Source organism: Streptomyces sp. NEAU-W12 (assembly GCF_026242095.1).
Taxonomy (GTDB): domain Bacteria; phylum Actinomycetota; class Actinomycetes; order Streptomycetales; family Streptomycetaceae; genus Streptomyces.
The window spans coordinates 224,320-247,263 of sequence record NZ_JAPJDM010000007.1; the positions used below are offsets into that span (position 1 = coordinate 224,320).

Below are 22,944 nucleotides of genomic sequence, written 5' to 3' on the forward strand. Positions count from 1 at the left end.
AACGGGCGGGCGGACGCCGTCGCGCGTCCGTACGGGCGCCTCCTCGACCACCATGTGGGCGTTGGTCCCGCTGAACCCGAAGGAGTTCAGCGCCGCGAGCCGGGGCCGCCCCGCCTCGGCGGGCCAGTGCCGGTGAGCCGTGTTGACGTAGAACGGACTCGCCGCGAAGTCGATGTGCGCGTTGCCCTGCTCGAAGTTGAGGGAGCGCGGGATCTCGCGGTGCCGCAGCGCGAGCAGGATCTTGATGAGCCCGGACACGCCCGCCGTCGGCGACGTGTGGCCGATGTTGGTCTTCACCGAGCCGATGGCGCAGTACTCCCGCTTGTCCGTGTAGGCGCGGAACGCGCGGGTCAGCGCCTGGAACTCGATGGGGTCGCCGAGCCGGGTGCCGGTGCCGTGGGCCTCGACGAGCCCGATGTCGGCCGGGTCGACGCCGTACTTGTCGTAGACGGACCGCTCCAGCTGTTCCTGGGACTTCGCACTCGGCGCGGTGATGCCGTTGGACGTGCCGTCCTGGTTGAGGCCGGAGCCTCGGATCAGGCCGTGGACGTGGTCGCCGTCGGCGAGCGCGTCGCTCAGGCGCTTGAGCACGACGAAGCCGACACCGTCGCCGGGTACGAAGCCGTCTGCCCGCTCGTCGAAGGTGTGGCACCGCCCGGTCGCGGAGAGCATCCCGGCCCGGTGGGCCTGGAGGTAGTAGTGGGGCGCGCACTGGACGGAGACCCCGCCCGCCAGGGCCATCTCGACCTCGCCCGCGCGCAGCGCCTGGGACGCCAGGTGCACGGCGACCAGCGAGCCCGAGCACGCCGTGTCGACGGCGATGGCGGGGCCCCGCAGGTCGAGGTGGTACGAGATGCGGGCGGGCATGATCGACTCGGCGTTGCCCCACATGGCCTGGGCCGGGGTGTCGGCGCCGGGTGACGGCAGGTAGTCCACGGGCTGCGTACCGATGTAGACACCGCAGTTGGTGCTCTGGGCGCCCGCTCCGGCGTAGCCCGCGTCCTCCAGCGCCCGCCAGGACTCCTCCAGGGCGATGCGCTGCTGGGGGTCCATGTAGGTCGCCTCGACGCCGGAGATCTGGAAGAACGCCGGGTCGAACAGGTCGATGTCGTTCATCAGCGACGCGTGACGGGGAACGTCGGCGCCGGGCTCGGCGAACCGTGAGACGTCCCAGCGGGTGATCTCGCCGACGAGGCTGTCCCCGTGGGCGAGGTGCTCCCAGAGCCGGTCGACGCTCTCCGCGCGGCCGAACCGGCCGCTCATGCCGACGATGGCGATCGGCTCCGGGTGCGGTTCGGCGCGCCCGGCCGGCACCACGTCCGCACCGGCCGGCCCCGCCGCGAGCACCTCGGGCGCGGGGGGTGCCGGGGGTGCGGTGTGCGCTGTGTATGCCGTGTCCGCCTCGCCCGCCGTGGGGGGCGCGGCCTTCTGGTCCTGAGCGGGCCGCACCAGGCGGGCGCCGATCCGCTCCGCGAAGTTCTCGGTGACGTAGGCGGCCAGGCGCTGGACCGAACTGTGGTCGAACAGGTCGGTGGGTTCCAGTACCCCGCCGAGGGTCTCGTTGAGGTCCCGGACGAGTTGCACGCCGACGATGGAGTCCACGCCGTAGTCCGCGAACGAGCCCTCGACGTGGATCTCGTGCTCCTCCAGCTCCAGGGCCCTCTGGAGCTGTGCCACGATCTCGCGCCGCACGTGCGCGTCGAGTTCGCGCGCGTCCGGCTCGTACGCGGCGCGGTCGTACGTCCCGCGGTCGTCCGCGCCGCTGATCCGCGTGCCGAGGTCCTGGCGGCCCGCGTCCGGCGCGGTCGCCGCCGCGCCGGTGCGGGCGACGACGACCTGGTGCCCGGCGCCGTGGACGGCGGCGGCGGGGAAGGAGACCGCGGCGAAGCCCTCGTCGCGCAGCACCGACCGCCAGCGGTCGGGCTCCAGCGCGGGGCATCCGGCGATCCGCAGCTCCGGGTCCCGGTAGAGCCACCATCCGTCGAGCAGGCCGAAGGTCAGGTGCGAGAACAGGGTGCGGGCGGCCAGCTCGTTCAGGACGAGCGTGCCGTCGCCTCCCAGCAGGGCACGCGCGTGGCGCACCGCCGCCCGGACGTCGCCGGTGGCGTGCAGGACGTTGGTCGCGAGGACGATGTCGTACGTCCCCTCGGCCAGGCCCTGTTCCGCCGGGCTCCGCTCCACGTCGAAGTGCTCGTAGCGCAGGTACGGGTGCGCGGCGCCGAACTCCCGCTTGCCCGTGCGCAGGAAGTGGGCGGAGACGTCGGTGTAGCAGTACTCGGCGACGGCGTCCCGGTGACGGCCCAGCGCGCCCAGCACCTTCTCGGTGGTGCCGCCCGTACCCGCGCCGATCTCCAGCACGCGGACCCGGCGTCCGGGGTCGGCGGCAAGCAGGGCCGCGACGCGGTCCGCCACCTGCTCCGCGACGACCTCGTTGAGGGCCTCGGCGCTGCCGCAGCGCCGGTAGACGCCTTCGACCAGCGACGTGGAGGCGTCGGGGAAGATCACGTCGGTTCCCCTGCTGCGTCCGGAGATGACGTCGGCGCACCCGCGGATCGCCTGGTCCATGAGGTTGACGTAGGGGTTCGTGCCTCCGTTGTCCCGGCAGACGGCCGCCCAGCGCCGCCACGCGGTGGCGCCGTCCGCCACCGCCCTCGGAGTCGGCGCGTACCGCTCCGCGTCCAGCTCCAGATAGCCGTGCTCGGCCAGGAACCGCAGGCTCTCGTCGAGCCAGCGGCTGTGGACGCCGCCCGGCCCGAGGCGGCCTCGGAGGGCGGCGACGGAGCCGCTGCCCTCCGCCGCCATGCCCAGCTCCCGCAACTGCGCGACCAGCAGTCCGCACAGGAGGTCGTCGTCGAATCCCCGGCCGCTCCCGGAGTCAGCGATCACCTGCCGCAGCCGGGCGTCGTCGACGCTCCCGCCCTCAGCGCCGACGCCCACTCCCTCGGCCGCTCCGGCCGGCGGCGCGTCCGGCAGCCGCGTGACGTCGGCGGGCCAGCACCCCCGCTTGGCGAACGGGTACCCGGGCAGCGACACGGGGGCCGGGCGCCTGCCGCCGTACAGCTCCCGCCAGTCCAGGTCGTACCCGTGGCAGTAGAGCCCGGCGGCGGCGCGCAGCGCCTCCGTGAACGCCTGCCGGTCGTGGCGCAGCCGGTACGCCTCGCGCACCAGGCCGTTGCCGGACTCCAGCACGTCGGTCCGCGGGACGAAATCCTTGGGCACGCTGCCGTCGACGGCGCCCGGCGTGGCCGCGCCGCCCAGCCAGTCGCGGAGCAGGCGCGCGGCCTCGTCCGTGTCGCGGGCCACCACGGCGCACCGGTGCCGGAAGTGGGTCCGGCCGTCGAGCAGCGTCGCGCTGATCTCGCGCAGGCCGTGCCCGCCGGCGCCGCCGTCCAGGAAGTCCACCAGGTCGGCGACCCGCTGCCGCAGCGCCTCCGCGTCCTTCGCCGACACGGCGACGAGGTGGGCGGGCTCCGTCGAGTCGGGCTCGGTCTCGGACGTCACGAAGCTCTCCACCACCATGTGTGCGTTGGTTCCGCTCATTCCGAAGGCGCTCAGGGCCGCGACGCGCTCGCGTCCCGCCGTGCGCGGCCACTGTCTGTTCGCCCGGTTCACGAAGAACGGGCTGTCCCGCCAGTCGATGTACGTGCTCTCCTGCTCGCAGTGCAGGCTGGCCGGGATGGTCTCGTGGCGCATGGCCTGGAGGATCCCGATCAGGCTGACCAGCCCGGACGCCGCGAGCGTGTGACCGACGTTGGGCTTGGTCGAGGTCAGCGCGCAGTACCGGCGCCTGTCGGTGAGGCCGGTGAAGGCGTCGTTGAGCGCATTGACCTCCACCGGGTCACCGAGCCGCGTTCCCGTGCCGTGGGCGACCAGATGGTCGATCTCCGCCGGGTCGATGCCGTACTTCTCGTAGGTCGACCGCAGGAGTTCGACCTGCGCGGCACCGTTGGGCGCGGTGATGCCGTTGGACCTGCCGTCGTAGTTGATCCCGCTGGCGCGGATGACGCCGTGGATCCGGTCCCCGTCAGCGACGGCCGCCGACAGCCGCTTCAGCACGACGACGGCGACGGCCTCGCCTGCCACCATGCCGTTGGCGCGCTCGTCGAAGGCGTGGCAGACGCCGTCCTCGGACAGCATTCCCGCCTGCCGCATGTCGGTGAGCTGCCGGGGCGTGGTGATCAGGCTGACGCCCGCGGCGAGTGCCGTGTCGCACTCGCCTTCGCGGATGCTCAGGCACGCCTGGTGGGCGGCGACGAGCCCGGACGAGCAGGCGGTGTTGATCGCCATGACCGGGCCCGTGAAATCGAGGAAGTGGGCGAGCCGCGCGGCCAGTACACCGTCGTGGTTGGCGGTGATGCCGCCCGTGCTCTCGGCCAGGCTCTCGTAGTCGCCGTGCTCGACTCCCACGAACATGCCGACCTTGCCCGGCGGTCCCGGCTGCCACGCCGCGTCCTCCAGCGCCCGCCACGACTCCTGAAGGAGCAGCCGCTGACGCGGGTCGAGGGTGCGGGCCTCCTTGGGGGAGATCCCGAAGAACAGCGGGTCGAACTCCTCGGGACCCGAGAGCTGTCCGCACCGGAAGGCGGCGAGCGGGCTGTCGGGCGCCTCGCCCCACAGCGCGAGCCGTTCGGCGCTCACCGGGCGGATGACGTCGCGCCCCTCCACCAGGACGGACCACAGTTCGTCGACGTCGCCCGCGCCGGGGAAGCGCCCGCTCATGCCGATGACGGCCACGGCTTCGTCACCGCCCGCGGACCGCGCCACCGGCACGGGGGCCGCCTGCGCGGCAGGTGCCGCCCCCGCCCGGTCCTCCGCGACGGGCACGACAGGCACGTCGGGCACCTCGGGTACGTCGGCGGGTTCGTCCGCCGTCGGCGCTGACGCCGCCCCGTACAGCGCGTCGAGGGCGTCCTTGTGCTTGCCGACGAGGTGGCCCCGCAGCTTCCCGAGCGTGGGGTGGCTGAAGAAGACCGACGGTGTGATGTCGACGCCGATGTGCTTGCCGATGCCGGTGGCCAGTTCGACGAGGCTCACCGAGTCGAAGCCGTACTCGGAGAGGTTGGCGTCCTCGTGGATCCTGTCGGGCGAGACCTTGACGACGCCGCGGATGATGTCCCGCAGGTCCTGGTCCAGTCCCTCGGAGACGTCCTTGGCCGACGGCCCGGGGCGCGCCGCTGCGGGCGCGGTGACGGACGCGGTGACGGACGCGGCGGCGTGCTCCGCCGCGGCGACCGCCGGCTGCGGCGGCAGACCGAGGAAGCGGTGCACCCGGCCCGGCTCCCCGACCACGACCACGTGCTGTACGGCGTCCTGGGCCAGCAGGGCCTCGAAGAGCCGCAGTCCGTCCTCCGTCTCCAGGAAGTCCTGGCCGCTGGAGCGCAGGTACAGGTCGGTCGCGTCGTCGTCGAGGCGCATGCCTCCGTCGCGCCACAGCGGCCAGTTGATCACCGCGGTCTTGCCGGAGACCTCCCCGGCGGCGCCCCGTTCGCCGCGCTGGACGGCGTAGGCCGTCTGGAAGCGGTTGCCGAACGCGTAGTCGCAGGTGCCGAAGTCTCCGATCACCGCGGACGTCGAGGAGAAGTAGCAGACGAAGTCCACGACTTCACCGGCCAGCGCCTCGTCGAGCGCGAGCGTGCCCGCGACCTTGGCGGCCGTGGTGCGCTCGAAGGCGGCCACGCTCTTGTCCAGCACGCTCCCCTCGCCCTCCACGCCCGCAGCGTGGATGATGCCGTGCACGGCTCCGAACCGCTCACGGGCCTGCGCCAGGACGCGCTTCATGTCGCCCGCGTCGCAGACGTCCGCCTGCACGTACAGGGCCTTGTCCGCGCCGAGTTCGCGCAGCTTCTCCTGGCGTGCCGCGTCGGGCGCGGAGCGGCCGGTCAGCACCACGCTGGCCCCGTAGGTGCGGGTGAGGTGCCCGGCCACGAGCAGGCCGAGGCCGCCGAGGCCACCGGTGACGAGATAGGTCCCGCCGCGCTTGAAGGCGCTGGGGGCCTCGGCCGGCTCCGTCGGCCGGACGCGACTGACGTAGCGCACGCCGTCCCGGTACAGGGCGCTGGACGCGGTCTCCTGGCCCGTTTCGGCGGCCAGCCGCCCGACCCAGTCCGCGAGTCCGCCGGGCCGCCGCGGGTCGGCGGCGTCCTGGAGCACGACCGTGAACGCGGTCTGCGGCAGTACGAGTCCCAGCGAGCGCTCGAAGCCGATGGCCGCCTCGAGGTGGGCGCGCCCGACGCCGTCGCGGTACTGGCCCGCGAGCACGAACCGCCGCGCGTTTGCCCCGGCCCCGGCCAGGGCCCGGAGGGCGAGGAGGACCTCACTGACGTCGTCCGGGCGCGAGTCCGGTGCCAGCTTCCACAGGTCCCAGACGGCGTCGATACCGCCGTGGCTCGCGGCGATGGCCGCGAACGCGTCCGCGTAGTCGCCCGCTTCCGCCGTGCGGACATCGTACGAAGCCGGGGAGATCTCGCGGTAGGCGGCGCCCGGCGCGACGAAGGCGACGCGGGCGTCGGGGTCGAGCGCGCGGACCGCCCGCGCGACCTCGGCCTGGGGCTCGGCACCGCCGCACAGGACGACGATGCTGCCGAGCCGCCGTGCCCGGCCCTCCGTCACTTCCTCCAGGGGCGCGGGCTCCCAGTCCTCGGTGAAGACCAGGGGCCGCACGCTCCGCACGGGCGCACCGGCCCGGAGCGCGCCGGCATGCTCCGCCGTGGTGAGCGGCTGGCCGTCGAACGGGAAGTAGCGCTCGCGGGCGAAGGGGTAGGCGGGCAGGCCGATGCGGCGCGGCGTGCGGCCGTCGTACAGGACGCTCCAGTCGACGGGCACGCCGTTGGCCCACAGCTCCAGGAGCTTGTCGTACTTCCCCTTGCCCGCCCAGGTCGCGACCATCGTGCCAAGATCGGCGTCGGCGGCCAGCAACGTCCGCACTCCGCTTTCGTTCCTGGTCGAGCCGCGCACCACGGCACCGGCCGCGCCGTCGGCCGCGTCGCCCTGGCCGTCGGGGGCCAGGAAGGCGCGCAACGCCGCCACCAGGTCCGGCACGGACGCGGCGAGTACGCCCAGGCGCTCTTCCATCGCCTCCCGCCCGACCTGCAGCGTGTAGGCCACGTCGGCCAGCTCGACGACCGCGTTCCGCGGCTGCTCCAGCCACTCCAGCAGGTTCTCGGCCCGCGCCCGCAGCCCGTCCTCGGTGCGCGCCGACAGCGGCACCACCGCGCCGAGCGCGGTGTCGAGCGGGTACCCGTCCTCGTGGCCGTCCGGCACGTACTCCGCGATGACGACGTGGGCGTTCGATCCGCCCGCGCCGAAGGACGAGATCCCGGCGACGCGCAGCCCCTGCTCACCCGTACCGCCACCGGGCAGCACGGGCCGCTCCCAGTCGGCCAGTTCGCGCTGGACGACGAACGGGGTGTCCGCGAAGTCGATGTGCGGGTTCAGCGTCCGCGCGTGCAGGGACGGCACGAGCTTGCCGTGCCGCAGTTGCAGCAGCACCTTGGTGATCCCGGCGATGCCCGAGGCGCTCTCGGCGTGGCCGATGTTGCTCTTCACCGAGCCGATCGCGCAGAACTGCTTGTCGTCCGTGTGGTCGCGGAAGGCGTTCGACAGACCGGTGATCTCGATCGGGTCGCCCAGCGCGGTCCCGGTGCCGTGCGCCTCGATGTAGCTCACCGCACGCGCGTCGACCCCGGCGCTCTCCAGGGCGCGGCCGATCACCTCCGACTGCGCCCTGGGGCTCGGCACCGTGTAACCCCCGGCGCCACCACCGTGGTTGACGGCGGTCCCCTTGATGACGCCGTGGATCCGGTCCCCGTCGGCGACCGCCTTCGCCAGCGGCTTCAGCAGGACCGCGCCCACGCCCTCGCCGGGCACGTATCCGTCGCCGCCCGCGCCGAAGCTCCGGCACCGGCCGTCGGTGGAGGCGAACTTGCCCTGGCTCAGCAGCAGGTACTTGTTCGGGTGCAGCGAGAGGTTGACACCGCCCGCGACCGCCACGTCGGACTCGCCCGACCTGATGCTCTGGCAGGCGAGGTGAACGGCCGTCAGCGACGACGAGCACATCGTGTCGATACTCATGCTCGGGCCGTGGAACCCGCAGACGTGCGACACCCGGTTGGCGATGGAGGCCGAGCTGCCCGCCACCGCCGCCGCGCCGCCCAGCAGCTGGTTCTGGGCGCCGTAGAGCTGGTACTCCTCGTACATCACGCCGACGAACACGCCGACCCGCCCGTCCAGCACGTTGCCGGTCCGGCTCTTCGGGCCGCCCCGCGTGTACCCGGCGTCCTCCAGGGTGTCGTGGACGCACTGGAGGAACAGCCGCTCCTGCGGGTCCATGTTCTCCGCCTCGCGCGGCGAGATGTTGAAGAACAGCGGGTCGAACTCGTACGCACCGTCGAGGAACCCGCCCCACCTGCTGTACGACTTGCCGACGGAGTCCTTGCGCGGGTCGAAGAACTGGCCTTGGTCCCAGCGGGACTCCGGGACCTCGGTGACGCTGTCCCGGCCCGCCGCCAGGTTCTCCCAGAACTCCGCCACGTCGCGCGCCTGCGGGTAGCGGCCCGCCAGACCGACGATCGCGATGTCCGTCCGCCCCGTGGGAACGGTCTCCGGGGCGGCGGCCCGTGCGGGAAGCGCGGCGGAGACGCGCCACGCGCGCTGCCGCTCGGCGGCGCTCGCCGTGGCGGCGTGCACCGCTCCCCCGGCACCGGCACCGGCACCACCCTCGCCCGCGGACAACAGGTCGCGCATGCGCCCCGGGTGGGCTTCGAGGAAGTGCGCGGCGAGCGCCTCGATGGTGCGGTACTCGAAGAAGAGGGTCTTCGACAGCGACCCGAAGACCTCCTCAAGGGCCCGCGTCATGTCCATCGTCATGACGGAGTCGACGCCGTAGTCGTCGAGCGTCGCCTCAGAGTCGATCTTGGCCGGGGGCAGGTTGATCACCGTCGACAGCTGCTTCTTGAAGTACGCCTCGGCCCGGCCGGCCAGGGCCTGGGACGTCCCAGGCGTCCGCGCGCTGACCGCCTGTTCTGCCTTCTCGGCCGCTTCCGGCGTCGACGGCGACGACTGCACTGGGCGACGGTCCTCCGTGCGCCGTGGCGCGGTCGTGGCCTCGGGCTCGGCCGCGGCCAGCAGGGCCTGCCTCATCCGGGGCCGGTCGCCTTCGAGTACGAGGACCTGGTCCTCCGGTGCGGCCAGCGCCCGGTACAGGGCCCGCACCCCGGTCTCCTCGCGCAACGGGACCAGGCCGAACTGCGCCCGCAGCCACTGCTCGACGCCCGCGTCGACGTGCATCCCGCCGTCGGCCCACAGCGGCCAGTTGACCGACACCGTGCGGCCCCGGCGCCCGCCCTGTGCCACGAGCCCGTTCCGGTACGCCGCGAACGCGTCCATGAACGCGTTGGCCGCCGCGTAGTCGGCCTGTCCCACGTTGCCGAACGCACCGGTGAAGGACGAGAAGAGGACGAGGAAGTCCAGGTCGGCGTCCTGGGTCGCGGCGTCCAGGTGCACCAGCCCCGAGACCTTCGGGGCGAGGACGGCGGAGAAGTCCTCGGCCGTCTTCCTCAGGATGAAACCGTCCCTGAGCACCCCGGCGGAGTGCAGGATGCCGTCCACCCCGCCGTACCTCCGGCGCGTCCAGTCCACGAGCCCGGCGACGTCCTCGGCGACGCCGACGTCAGCCTGCCGGTACTCTGCCTCCGCGCCCAGCAGCCGCAGCCGCTCCAGGAGTTCGTCCTTGCGCTCGTCCGGCGCGGTGCGCCCGGTCAGCACCAGCCGGGGCCGGTCCGCCTTCGTGGCGATGTCCCGCGCGAACAGCGCGCCCAGCCCGCCGGCACCGCCGGTGATCAGGTAGACGCCGCCGTCCTTCCACGGCAGCCGCGGCTCGGGCGCGCCCTCGAACTCGCGCCACCGCAGCACCTCGCGCACACCGGCCCGGTACCGGACCGCCGTGTCCTGGGGCACGGCCCGGTCGGCGTCCACCTGGGAAGCGGCACGCTCCGGCCCGTCCTGCGGGTCGACCATGACCAACTGGCCCGAGACACGCGGGTTCTCCATCCGAGCCGTCTTGAGGATGCCCGCCAGGCCCGTCCACAGCCACGCGTCCGCATCGGCCGGGACGACGAGCTGGACGCGCGCGGCGTGGTGCGTCCGCTCGCCGAGCAACTCCTTGACCCGCGAGAAGACCTGCCGCGCGTAGTCGGAGTACCGCTCGTCGACGCTCGTCGCCGGGGAGTCCAGGAGCACGGCCCGCCCGGTCCCGCGCGCCCGCAGCACCTGCGCGACCTCGGGCAGACCGATGAGCAGGGCCAGCGCGACGGGCGTGCTCTCCGCCTCGTCCGCGTCCCGCGTCCGGTCGTGGGCGACCCAGCGCGGTGAGGCGAGCAGCTCGCCCGTGGGCTGCTCGGCGGGCAGCGCCCGCAGCGAGACGCCCCTGAGCCGGATGCACACCTTGCCCGCGTCGTCGCAGATGTCGATGTCGAGGCGGCGCACCGAGGCACCGGCGGACGCCTGCGCGGCGGCGCCACGCACCCAGGCCCACATCGACGCGGTGCACGCGCCGAGCACCCGCACCTCGTCCACGGCGAACGGCAGCAGCGGCTCGCGCCGGGCCCCGTCGCCCGGCACCAGTCCGACGCACGCCTGGAACGCGGAGTCCAGCAGGGCGGGGTGCAGCCCGTAGCTCCCCAGGGTCGCGCCGACGGCGTCCGGCAGCCTCAGCCGGGCCACGGCCTGGCCTTCGCCGATCCACAGGCGCTCGACGCCCCGGTGCCCGGGGCCGTACGCGATGCCCTGCGCCAGGAACCGGTCGTACACCTGGTCGGCGTCGACCGTGGCGCTCGCGCACTGCGCGCGCAGGCGCTCGATGTCCAACTCGGAGCCCGTGGTGGGCTCCTGCGGCAGACGCACCACGCCCTCGCCGTGGACCACCGGATCGGCACCGGAGCGCAGGCCGACGATCTCGTAGCCGATCTCGTCCGCTCCCCTGGGCAGCAGGCGTACCTCGATGCCCCGGTGCCCCTCGCCGACGGTCACCGGCCGCGCCCACACGACGTCGGCGATGGCCGGCGCTCCGTGCGGCTCGTCCAGCGACGCCTCGACGGCGGCCCGCGCCAGTTCGAGGCAGGCGGCGGCGGAGAGCACACGCTCACCGTGCACCCGGTGGTCGGCCAGGAAGAACTCGTCCCCGGTGAACACCGAAGCGAACCGCTGGCCGGTCAGACTGGAGGTGTTCGTGTGCACCAGCGGGTGGAGCCGGGCCGCCGCCCGCGCCGAAGGCTCGGTCTCCGTACTCGTGGCGGGCCAGTAGCGCTCGCGCTGGAAGGGGTAGGCCGGCATCGGGATGCGCCGCGCCGCGCCCCGCCGGGGGAGCCTGCCCCAGTCGACGGCCACGCCCGTCACCCACAGCTGGAGCAGCTTGTCGAACTTGCCCTTCTCCGCCCACGCGCTCAGCGTGCGGGCCATGTCGTCGTCCGCGGCGAAGAGCTGGAGCGCGTCGTCCTGGCGCCGCTTGACCGTGCCCCGGTGCAGACCGGGAACGTCCTCGTCGGCGAGGTGGCGCGTCAGCTTGGCGGCGAGGTCAGCGGTGGTGTCCGCCACGAGACCGAGGCGCTCCTCGAACGCGTCCCGGCCCGTCCGCAGGGTGTGCGCGACGTCGGCGAGCGAGGCCACGGCGCCGTCCTCGTCGGCCAGCCACTCGACCAACTGCTCGGCGCGCTCCCGCAGGGCGTCCGGGGTCCGCGCGGAGAGCACGACGACCTCGGAGCCCTCCTGCGGGCGACCGCGCGCCGGACCGGGAAGGTACTCCTCCACGATCAGATGGGCGTTGGAGCCGCCGGCGCCGAAGGAGGAGACCCCTGCGATGCGCGGCAGTTCCGTGCCGTCGGCCGACAGCGGGCGCTGCCACTCGGTCAGCCCGCGCTGCACGAAGAAGGGGCTGTTCGCGAAGTCGATGTACGGGTTCAGCACCTCGGAGTGGAGCGAGGGCACCAGCTGCCCGTGCTTCATCTGGAGCAGCACCTTGGTGAGCCCGGCGATACCGGCGGCGCTCTCGGCGTGGCCGATGTTGCTCTTCGCCGAGCCGATCGCGCAGAACTGGTGGTCGTCGGAGTACTCGCGGAACGCCCGCGTCAGGCCCGCGACCTCGATCGGGTCGCCGAGCGACGTACCGGTGCCGTGCGCCTCGACGTAGCCCACCGACCGCGCGTCGACGCCCGCTTCCCGCAGTGCCCGGCCGACGACGTCGTACTGCGCACGGGGGTTGGGGACGGAGTAGCCGTTCGTCTTGCCGCCGTGGTTGACGGCCACGCCCCGGATCACGCCGTGGATCGTGTCGCCGTCCGCCTCGGCCGTCGCCAGCGGCTTCAGCAGGACGGCGCCGACGCCCTCGCCGGGCACGTAGCCGTCGCCGCCCTGGCCGAAGCTCTCGCACCGCCCCTTGCTCGACAGGTACTTGCCGCCCGCGAGCATCAGGTACTTGTTGGGGTGCACGGAGAGGTTGACCCCGCCCGCGACGGCCAGCTCGCAGCCGCGTGTCAGCAGGCTCTGGCACGCCAGCTGGATCGCCGTGAGCGACGAGGAGCACATCGTGTCGACGGCCATGCTCGGCCCGTGCAGGTCGAAGAAGTACGAGACGCGGTTGGCGATCGACGAGGCGCTGCCCGCCAGCGTGAGGTTGCGGCCCCTTGCCTGCTCCTGCGCCGCGTACAGCTGGTACTCCTCGTACATCACCCCCACGAACACACCGACGTTGCCGCCGGGGCCGCCATCGGCGCGGTCGCGGCCGAGCGCGGCACGGGTGTACCCGGCGTCCTCGAACGTCTCCTGGACGCACTCCAGGAACAGCCGCTCCTGCGGGTCCATGTACTCCGCCTCACGCGGAGAGATGTTGAAGAACAGCGGGTCGAAGCGGTCGGCCCCGTCCAGGAAGCCGCCCCACTTCGAGTACGTCCTGTCGGCGGCGTTGACGTCCGGGTCGAAGAACTGGCCGTGGTCCCACCTGTCGCGCGGCACCTCGGTGACGGAGTCCCTGCCCTCGGCCAGGTTCCGCCAGAACTCCCGTACGTTCCGCGCCTGCGGGTAGCGCCCCGCCAGGCCGATGACCGCGACGTCGACGGAGCCCGCGGCGGCCTCGGGACGGGGCCGCGCCACGCGCCGGGTCACCTGGGCGAAGCGCCGCCGGGACGCCGCGGCCGAACAGGCGGCCGAGGCGGGGGCACCTGCGGCGCCCTCGTCGGCGGCGTGCCCGGCACCGGCGTCCGGTTCGGTGCCCGCGTGGGGCGGACCGCTCGCCGCCGTCGGCGCGTCCGCACCGAGCAGTTCCCCCAGCTCGGCCTCGTGGGCCTGGAGGAAGTACTCCGTCAGGGCGCGGATGCTCTGGTACTCGAAGAACAGCGTCTTGGGCAGCGAGCCGAAGACCTGCTCAAGCCTGGTGGTCAGGGCCATCGTCATGACGGAGTCGATGCCGTACACCTCGAACGCGTCGTCGGCGTCGATCCGGTCCGCGGCCAGGCCCAGCTCCGACGCCAGCAGCCCGATGAGGTACCGGGAGGTCCGCTCGTCGAGCCCGTCCCCGTTCACGGCCGCATCGGCCGGTGCGGCGGGGGCAGCCGGTGCGGCGGGGGCGGCGTCCTGCGGGTCGGGGGCGGCCCTGCCGGGCAGCTCCGGGCGGGACGGCCGCGCGGCCGTGTCTCCGGTCTCGTACGGCCTGGCGGAGAACCCCGTGAACCGGCAGGCCACGGCGCCCGACTCGTCGCACAGGTCGATGTCGAGCTTGCGCACCCGGCTCGCCGGCCTGTCGTCGACGCTGCGGCGCACCCAGGCCCACATCACCTCGTGGCACGGTCCGAAGACCCGCAGCTCGTCCAGCGCGAACGGGATGCGGGCCGCGTCCTGCGCGTCCAGACCGATCGCCGCCTGGAGCGCCGAGTCCAGCAGGCTCGGGTGCAGCACGAACGCGTCGAGCGAGCCGTGCACTTCGGCGGGCAGCCGCAACCGGGCGAGCACCTGGCCGTCCCCGGCCCACAGGCTCTCGACCCCGCGGTGCGCGGGCCCGTACGCCAGGCCGAAGCGTTCGTACGCCCGGTAGCAGTGGCCCGCGTCGAGCCGCGGGCCCTCGCACGCGGCCCGCAGCCCCTCCAGGTCGACCGGGCCGACGGGCTCCGGTTCGCCGAGCGACGCCACACCCTGGCTGTGTACCACGGGCACCGCCTCTTCCCCGGCCGCGTCCGGGAGGCTGGAGACCTCGAACGCGACCTCGCCGTCCCCGGCGGCGTACAGCTCCGTGCGGACCCGGACGAGCCGCTCGCCGGCCTTGACGGGGCGCGCCCACACCACGTTGCGCAGCGTCAGCCCGCCGGGGTGGCTCTCGACGGAAGCCGTCACCGCCGCCCGTGCCATCTCCAGGTACGCCACGCCCGGCAGCACGCGGTCGCCCCTGACGACGTGGTCCCGCAGGAAGAACTCGTCACCGGAGAACACCGAGTCGAACCGCTGGACCTCCAGCGTCGACGTGTTGGCGTGCACCAGCGGGTGCGACGGTGCGCCGCCCTCCCCGGCGACGGCTGCCGCCGCGTACGGGGCGGTGGCCCAGTGGTGCTCGGCCGCGAAGGGATAGGTGGGCAGGGGGACGCGGCGCGGCGCCGCGGCGCGCGCGAGGTGCTCCCAGTCCACGTCGAAGCCGTCCGTCCAGATGTCCATCAGTTCCGCGTGGTCACCGCGCTCCAGCCAGTGCCGCACCGTCCGCTGCCGCTGCTCGTCGGCCGCGAACTCCGCGAGCGCTTCGCGGGTGCGCCGCGTACGGCCGTGGCGCACGCCGTCGACGTCCTCGGTTTTGTCGAGGAAGGCCCGCAGCTTGTCGTGCAGTTCGGCCCGGCTCGCCACCAGCAGGGCGAGCCGCTCCTCCATGGCCTCCCTACCGGTCTGCAGCGTGTACGCGATGTCTCCGAGCCGGGCGCTCAGGCCCCCTTCCGGGAGCCAGCGCAGCAGCTCGCGCGCCTTCTCCCGCAGGCGCTCGGCGTTCTTCGCCGACAGCACCACCAGCTCGGGTGCCGCATCGGGCACCGGCCGGTCGTCCTGATCGGCGTACTCCTCGATCAGCACGCTGGCGATGGCGCCGTGGGCGCCGAACGAGGAGACGGCCGCGATGCGGGGCACCTGCGTGGTCAGTCCCGCGACGGTCCGCGTGGGCCGCCGCCACGGTTCCAACTCCTGCTGCACGCGCACCGGCGAGTCCGCGAAGTCGATGTAGGGGTTCAGCCGCCTCGCGTGCAGCGAGGGCGCGAGCATGCCGTGCCGCATCTGCAGGACCACCTTGGTGATGCCCGCGATGCCCGCCGCGGCCTCCAGGTGACCGATGTTCGACTTGACCGAGCCGATCGAGCAGAACCCCGTCCTGTCGGTGTCCTCGCGGAACGCCCGGGTCAGACCGGTGATTTCGACCGGGTCGCCCAGCGACGTACCGGTCCCGTGCGCCTCGACGTAGCTGACGTCGTCCGCGGAGACCCCCGCGTCCCGCAGCGTGGCGACCATCAGGTCGGCCTGTGCCACCGGGTTGGGCACGGTGGTGCCGTTGGTCTTGCCCCCGTGCCGCGTCGCCACGCCCCGGATCACGGCGTGCACGTGGTCGCCGTCCGCGACGGCCCGGTCCAGGGGCTTGAGCAAGAGGCAGCCCACGCCCTCCCCGGGGACGTACCCGGTGCCGCCCTCGCCGAACGAGCGGCAGCGTCCGTCGGAGGCGAGGAAGTTCAGCTGGCTGAGCGCCACGTACTTGTTCGGGTGCAGCGACAGGTTCACGCCCGCCGCGAAGGCCATCGACGTCTCACCGCTCCTGATGCTCTCGCACGCCATGGCGACCGCGTACAGCGAGGACGCGCAGGCCGTGTCGACGGTGAGGCTCGGCCCGTGGAGGTCGAGGAAGTACGAGACGAGGTTGGCGGCCTCCGCGCGGTCGGACACGTCCTGGCCGCTGTAGAGCTGGTACTCGTTCCAGGTCATGCCCAGGTACACGCCGACCTTGGCGGTCCCGTCGGGGTTGAGGCCCTGCCGGGTGTACCCGGCGTCCTCCATGGCGGCCCAGGCCGCCTGGAGGACGAGCCGGGACTGCGGGTCCATCGCGGCGGCCCGCTTGGGCGGGATGCCGAAGAACATGGCGTCGAATTTCCCGGCCCCGTCGATGAAGCCGCCCCACTTGCTGGTGGTCTTGCCGGGCTTGGCCTCGGGGTCGTAGTACGCGTCCTTGTCCCACCGGTGCGGCGGTATCTCCTCGACGCAGTCCTCGCCCTTGCGCAGCACGTCCCAGAACCGGTCCAGGTCGGCGGCGTGCGGGTAGCGGCCGCTGATCCCGATGACGGCCACGTCGCGGGAGCGCCCCGAGCCGCCGTCGCGCACCTGCCCGGTGCTGCTCGGCGCCTCGACGCGCGCGGTCACCCGGGCCCGCCCCGCGGTGGCCGCCCGGGGGGCCGCGGCCGTAGGCGTGGGCACGGCGGCGTCCCGGCCGGTGTCGAGCAGTGCCGTCATCCGCTCCGCGTGTTCGCGCACCAAGTACCCGGCCAGGTCGCGGATGGTGCGGTACTCGAAGAACAGCGTGCCGGGTACGGAGTCGAAGTCCTTGCCCAGCAGCCGCAGCAGTTCCAGGATCTGGATCGACTCGATGCCGTACTCGCCGAGTTCGGCGGCGGCGTCGACGCGCTCCGGCTTGATCTTGAAGACCTGGGAGATCTTGCCCCTGAGGTAGTCGACGGCTCCGGTGAGCAGGTCGGGGGCAGCCGCCCCTGTCTCCCCGGTCGAACCGGCAGCCCCGGCGGCCGGTTCCGCGGCGGGCCGCACCGGCTCGGGCTCGCGCCGGGCGACGGTGTCGGCCTGCTCGCGTTCGGCGACGCGCAGGACCCGCTCGATCTTCTCCCGCTCGCCCTTGGCCACCACGACCTGTGTCTCGTCCGAGGCCAGGATCGTCATCAGCGCCTCGATGCCCTCGGACGTCCCCAGGCCGCGCAGGCCGGAGTGGTCGAAGTAGAGGGCCTTCGACGTGGCGTCCTGTTCGATGTCCCCGAGCATGCCGCCCTCGTCCCAGTAGGGCCAGTCGACCGAGATGGTCCGGCCGCGGCGCTCGCCCTCGGCCCGCAGCGCCTCGCGGTGGTGGGCGTAGGCGTCGAGGAAGCGGTTGGCGGCGGCGTAGCTCCCCTGCCCGAAGTCGCCGAGGTGGGCGGCGATCGACGAGAACAGCACGAAGAAGTCCAGCGATTCGTCTCGCGTCAGCTCGTCCAGGTGGACGGTGCCGTGCATCTTGGGCGCCAGGACCCCGTCGAAGTCGGCCTTCGGCGCGGTGATCACGTCACTGCCGCCCATGACGCCCGCGCTGTGGAAGACCCCGTCCAGCCGGCCGAACCGCGCCCGGGCGGCGTCGACGGCGTCGCGCACGGCGTCGCGGTCGGAGACGTCGCAGCGCAGGTACTCGACCTGCGCGCCCGCCGCCTCCAGCACCGCGATCCGCTCCCGCAGGCCCGCGTCGGGTGCCCTGCGGCCGAGCAGGACGAGCCTCGCCCGGCACTGCTCGGCGAGGTACTTGCCGAGGTGGCCGCCGAGTCGGCCCGCTCCGCCGCTGATGAGGTAGACGCCGTTCTCCTTCAGCGGCAGCCCGGAGGAGTGGGCGTCCGCGCCGCCGGTCCAGCGCCGCAGCACCCGCGTCGAGCGCAGGCCGCCGGCCAGCCGGACTTCCTGTCCACGTGCGGACGTCGTCTCGCCGACCCCGAGTTCGTCCAGCACCCCGGTCACCACGGACTCGGCATCCGGCGCTCCGTCGAACTCGAGGGTGTTCATCCGGATCAGATGGTTGACCGGGGTCATGGCGCGCGCGAACCCCGAGAGCGACTGCGCCGCCACTCCGGCCGGTCCCCGCCCGCCGGGCACGACGGACAGGTGCTGGAGTTCGTGTTCGAGCCCGGTGCGGTGGGCCGCCCGGAAGAAGTGGAGCAGGCTCTCCAGCTCGGCGGTGCGGTCCGCGCCGTCCGATGCCAGGGGCCAGAGGTTGACGACGGCGAGCGGTGTCCGCCCCGGCAGGCCCACCGCGCTGAGCAGCCGGTCGAAGTCCACCTGGCTGCGCCGGTCGACGACGTAGTGGTCCGCGGCGTGCGCGGCGAACGACGCACCGGACCGCACCTGGACCACGGTTCCCGCGTGGTGGCGGCGGAAGAGCGCGACGCGCGCCGGTTCGTCGTCGAGGACGAGCAGGGTCGCACCGGAGCCCGTTCCCGCCGCGGGGTCGGCCGCCACCCAGCGCGGCACGTAGAAGTGCAGGTCCTGGCTCCCCCGGTCCCCGCTCCCGTGGCCCGCGCCCTGCGGCTGTGCCGCACCGGGCTCGTGGCGCCCCTCGATCCAGTACTCCTCGCGGGCGAAGGGGTACGTGGGCAGGGACGTGACCTGCGGCACCCGCTCGCCGAACAGGCCCTCCCACTCCAGGTCGTAACCCTGCCGGTACAGGTCGGCCAGCGCGCGCATGGTGTCCTGGTGCTTGCTGCGGTCGGCAACCTGACCGCCCGCGCGCTCGACCAGCTGACCGGCGTACTCGGCGAGCGTGGCCTGCGGTGCGAAGTCCCGTGGGCGCACGCCCCGGAACACGTGGGGCGCCTCCTGCCCTTCGACCACCAGGCGGAGCAGTCGCGCGGCCTCCTCGGGCGTCGTCGCGAGCAGGGCGCAACGGTGTGCGAAGTGGTGCCTGCCGAGCAGGAGCGTGGCGCTGATCCGGGCGAGACCCGCCTCGTCCTGGCTCCTGCTCTCCAGTAAGACCAGCAGATCGGCGGCCCTGGCGTTCAGCGCCTCGGCGGTCTTGGCCGAGAGCACGAGGAGGTGGGGCCGCGCGGGCTCTGTGGACTCCGCGGGCTGCGGCGCGTCGTACCCCTCGACGACGACGTGGGCGTTGGTTCCACTGATCCCGAAGGAACTGACCGCGCCCAGCCGCTTCTTGCCCGGTCCGCTCTTCCAGGGGCGGGTCTCCTTGTTGACGTAGAAGGGGCTGTGCACCCAGTCGATGTAGTCGCTGTCCTGCTCGCAGTGCAGGCTCGCGGGCAGGGTTTCGTGCCGCAGCGACTGGACCAGGCCGATCAGGCTCACCACGCCGGACGCGGCCAGGGTGTGCCCGACGTTGCTCTTGACCGAAGTCAGCGCGCAGTACTGCCTCTTGTCGGTGTACGGGGCGAAGGCGTCGACGAGGGCGTTGACCTCGATGGGGTCGCCGAGCCGGGTTCCGGTGCCGTGCGCCACCACGTGCTCGATCTCGCCCGGGTCGATGCCGAACCGCTCGTACACGGAGCGCAGCAGCGAGGACTGCGCCGACCTGCTGGGCGCGGTGATGCCGTTGGTGCGGCCGTCGTAGTTGATGCCGCTTCCCTTGATGACGGCGTGGATCCTGTCCCCGTCCGCCAGCGCCTTGGCCAGGGGCTTGAGCACCACGACGGCGACCGCTTCGCCCACGACCATGCCGTTGGCCCGCTTGTCGAAGGGGCGGCAGACGCCGTCGACGGAGAGCATCCCGGCGCGGTCGGCGTGCTGGAAGAACTGAGAGGTCGCGTGGATGTTGACGCCCGCGGCGAGCGCGGTGTCGCACTCGCCGGTGCGCAGGCTCGCGCATGCCTGGTGGACGGCGGCCAGTCCGGCGGAGCACGCCGTGTTGATCGCGATGACCGGTCCGGAGAAGTTCAGGAAGTAGCCGAGACGGGAGGCCAGGATGCCGTCGTGGGCGGAGGTGAGGGTCTCGTCGCTGCCGGCGACCCGCTGGTAGTCGCCCTGTTCGGCGCCGACGAACATGCCCATCGTGTTGTCGCGCAGCTGCCGCGCGCCGTAGCCCGCGTCCTCCAGGGCCCGCCACGACTCCTGGAGCAGCAGTCGCTGCCGGGGGTCCATGGCTTCGGCCTCGCTGGGGACGATCTCGAAGAACAGCGGGTCGAACTCGGCGGCACCGGGCAGCCATCCGCCCTTGGGCGCGTAGTCGCCGGGCGCACCGGCCCAGTCCCGTCGCCGCTGTGCCGGGAGGGGCCCGACCACGTCCCGGCCGCCCGCGATGATGTCCCAGAGGTCATCGGCGGTCCGCGCCTGCGGGAAGCGTCCGCTCAGACCGATGACGGCGATGTCGTCGCCGGGCCCCCTGGCCGGAGCGGCCGGTGCGGCGGCGGACTCCGGCCGGGGCGCGGGGACGCTGTCCTGCCGAGCGGGCAGCTGACCGGTGGTCCCCTCATACGTCTCGTACGTCCGCGCGACGGTGTCGCCGTGGTCCTGGAGCAGATGGTCCCGGATCATGCCCAGGGTGAAGTGCGTGTAGAGGTCCGACGGCGTGAGGTCGATCCCGTAGTGCTCGTTCAGCTCGGCGGCCAGCCGGGTGTTGCCGACCGAGTCGAAGCCCAGGTCGGAGAGCTTGTCGGCCGGCTGGATGCCGTCCGTCGGCAGTTTGAGGACGCCGGAGGCGATGCGGCGGAGGTCTGCCAGGACCAGGTCCGCGACCTCCGGCCGGTCGCTCCGCGCCGCAGGGAGCTGCTCGGCCGGGGCTTCGGGCGCGGGGCCGGCCGTGATCCAGTACCGCTGTGCGTCGAACGGGTACGTGGGCAGCCGGAGCTTCTCGGTACGGATCCCGGCGAAGAGGTCACGCACGCGGAGGTCGGCGCCCGCGGCGAAGGCTTCGGCCAGGTCAAAGAGGTGCTGGGTGTATGCGGATTCGGGGTGTTCGGCGCCGAGGCGGAAGCCGGGGAGTTCCGGGCCCGTCGCCTGCGCGTCCGCGCTCCTGTCCGCGTCGAGGTTGTGGAAGCGGTCGGCGGCGCGGCCCTCGTGCGGGAAGCGGCCCAGTGCGTCGCGCAGTTCGTCGGCGCCGCGTACGACGAAGGCCGCCCGGACGCCGAAGTGTTCCCGTCCCAGCAGCAGCGTCGCGCTGAGGTCCATCAGGTCGACGTCGGCGGGCGCGGCGCCGGTCTCGGCGGCTGCGTCCGCGCGCCCGAGCCAGTCCGCCAGGTCAACGACCCGGCGCCGCAACGCCGTTTCGGTCCTGCCGGACAGGCAGAGCAGGTAGGCGGGTCTGGCGCGCGGCGTGACCGGCTCGCCGGTCGGCGCCTCCTCCAGGACCACGTGCGCGTTCGTACCGCCGAAGCCGAACGAGCTGACCCCGGCGCGGCGCGGCAGCGGCTCGCCCGTCTCCGAGCGCGGCGCCTCCCACTCCCGTGTGGCGTCGGCTATGTAGAAGGGCGTCCTGTCGAGCGTGATGGCGGGGTTGAGCTTCGTGAACTCCGGCAGGCCGGGTATCTTGCCGTGCTCCATCGCGAGCAGGGTCTTGATGACGCCCGCGATGCCCGCGGCGGGTTCGAGGTGGCCGATGTTGGGCTTGGCGGAGCCGAGTCCGCAGTAGTTGTACGGTCCGGGGGCCGCGTCGTCGCCCCGGGCCTCGCGGAACCCTTCCACCAGGCCGCGGATCTCGATCGGGTCGCCGGTCGGCGTGCCGGTGCCGTGCGCTTCGACGTAAGTGACGGTCCGGGGCTCGACGCCCGCCTGGGCGAGCGCCTTCGAGACGACCCTGGCCTGCGCTTCCGCGCTGGGATAGGTGAGGCTGCGGGTCCGTCCGCCGTGGCTGACGGCGCTGCCCCTGATGACACCGTGGATGCTGTCGCCGTCGCGGACGGCGTCCGCGAGCGGCTTGAGCAGCACCAGGCCGCCGCCCTCGCCGCGCACGTAGCCGTCGGCGCGTTCGTCGAAGGTCTTGCAGGAGCCGGTCGGGGACAGCATGCCGACCTTGGAGAAGGAAACGGTCCGCTCGGGCGTCAGCACCAGGCTGATGCCGCCCGCGATCGCGACGCCGCACTCCTTCTGCCGCAGGGACCGCACGGCCAGGTGCACGGCGTCCAGCGAGGCGGAGGACGCGGTGTCGACGGTCACACTGGGGCCGGTGAAGTCGAAGAAGTGGGACACGCGGTTGGCGATGACGGCGCCCGCGGTCCCCGTGGCGTGGTGTGCGGCCGGCTCGCGCACCTTCGTCTCCTGCAGGCCCTTGTAGTCCAGGTTGAAAGCGCCGATGAAGACCCCGACGTCACTGCCGGCCAGCTCGGTGGGGCGTACGGCGGCGTCCTCGAAGCAGGACCAGACGAGGTGCAGCATGATCCGCTGTTGCGGGTCCATGCTCTCCGCCTCCAGCGGGGACACCCGGAAGAACGCGGCGTCGAAGCCCGCCACGTCCGTGAGGAAGGCGCCCCACCTGCTGGTTCCCGAACCCTCGGTGTCGGCGTACGCCCGCCAGTCCCAACGGCTGCCCGGCACCTCGCCGATGTGCGAGCGACCGCTCTCCACAGTGGTCCAGAACTGGCGGTAGTCGTCGGCTCCGGGGAACCGGCAGGCCATGCCGATGATGGCGATGTCGTTGCTCTGCACAGGAAAGCCCTCTTTCAAACCCCGACATCCCGATCAAGGCGTGCCACAACCGAGGGGACGGCGATCAGGAAAGGACTTCGACTTTTTCGTGGGACCGACAGCGGATCAGGACAGCGGCACAACCACCGTCCGCGCGGGCCCCGTTGCCCACCGGCATTTGCCGGATCACACTCTCAGCGTGATCTTCTTCGAAGCCGCGTCGCGTTCACGTTTGGCACCGAAGAGCGAGCAGGTGCCTTGCACGACAACGAACGGCACGTGTATTGCGAACGAACTCATCGTCGAGGCCGGCGGTTTGCCGGACCTGCCGCGGCCGAGCCCCACAGACCGGAAGACCCGGTTCGCGCGTCCGGAAAAGTACGCAGAACCTCCGCGACGCGTCTGCGCGCCTGCCCTTCCACGGCCATACCCTCGTCCCCCCGACAGCTACGCTACGCACATTCATTCGGACTGCAAGTACGCTACCCCAAAGGAGTTGCGCGTCAAGGCAGTTGAAATAGCTTGATCGATTTTTACTGCGGGCGGTGCTGCCCACCCGGGGTCCACCGAACGCCCGAGACG

General features: G+C 72.9%; 1 protein-coding gene (only partly in view). It reads right to left on the reverse strand.

All coding sequences use genetic code 11. From position 1 onward, the window contains the following. Window positions 1–22,383 carry the 5' portion of an SDR family NAD(P)-dependent oxidoreductase gene (locus ORI94_RS11205; protein ID WP_266074327.1) on the reverse strand. Its footprint begins 5,712 nt before the window's first position, so the window shows 22,383 of its 28,095 coding nt (coding positions 1–22,383); its start codon is at window positions 22,381–22,383; its stop codon lies beyond the left edge, outside the window. Window positions 22,384–22,944 lie beyond the last annotated feature (561 nt).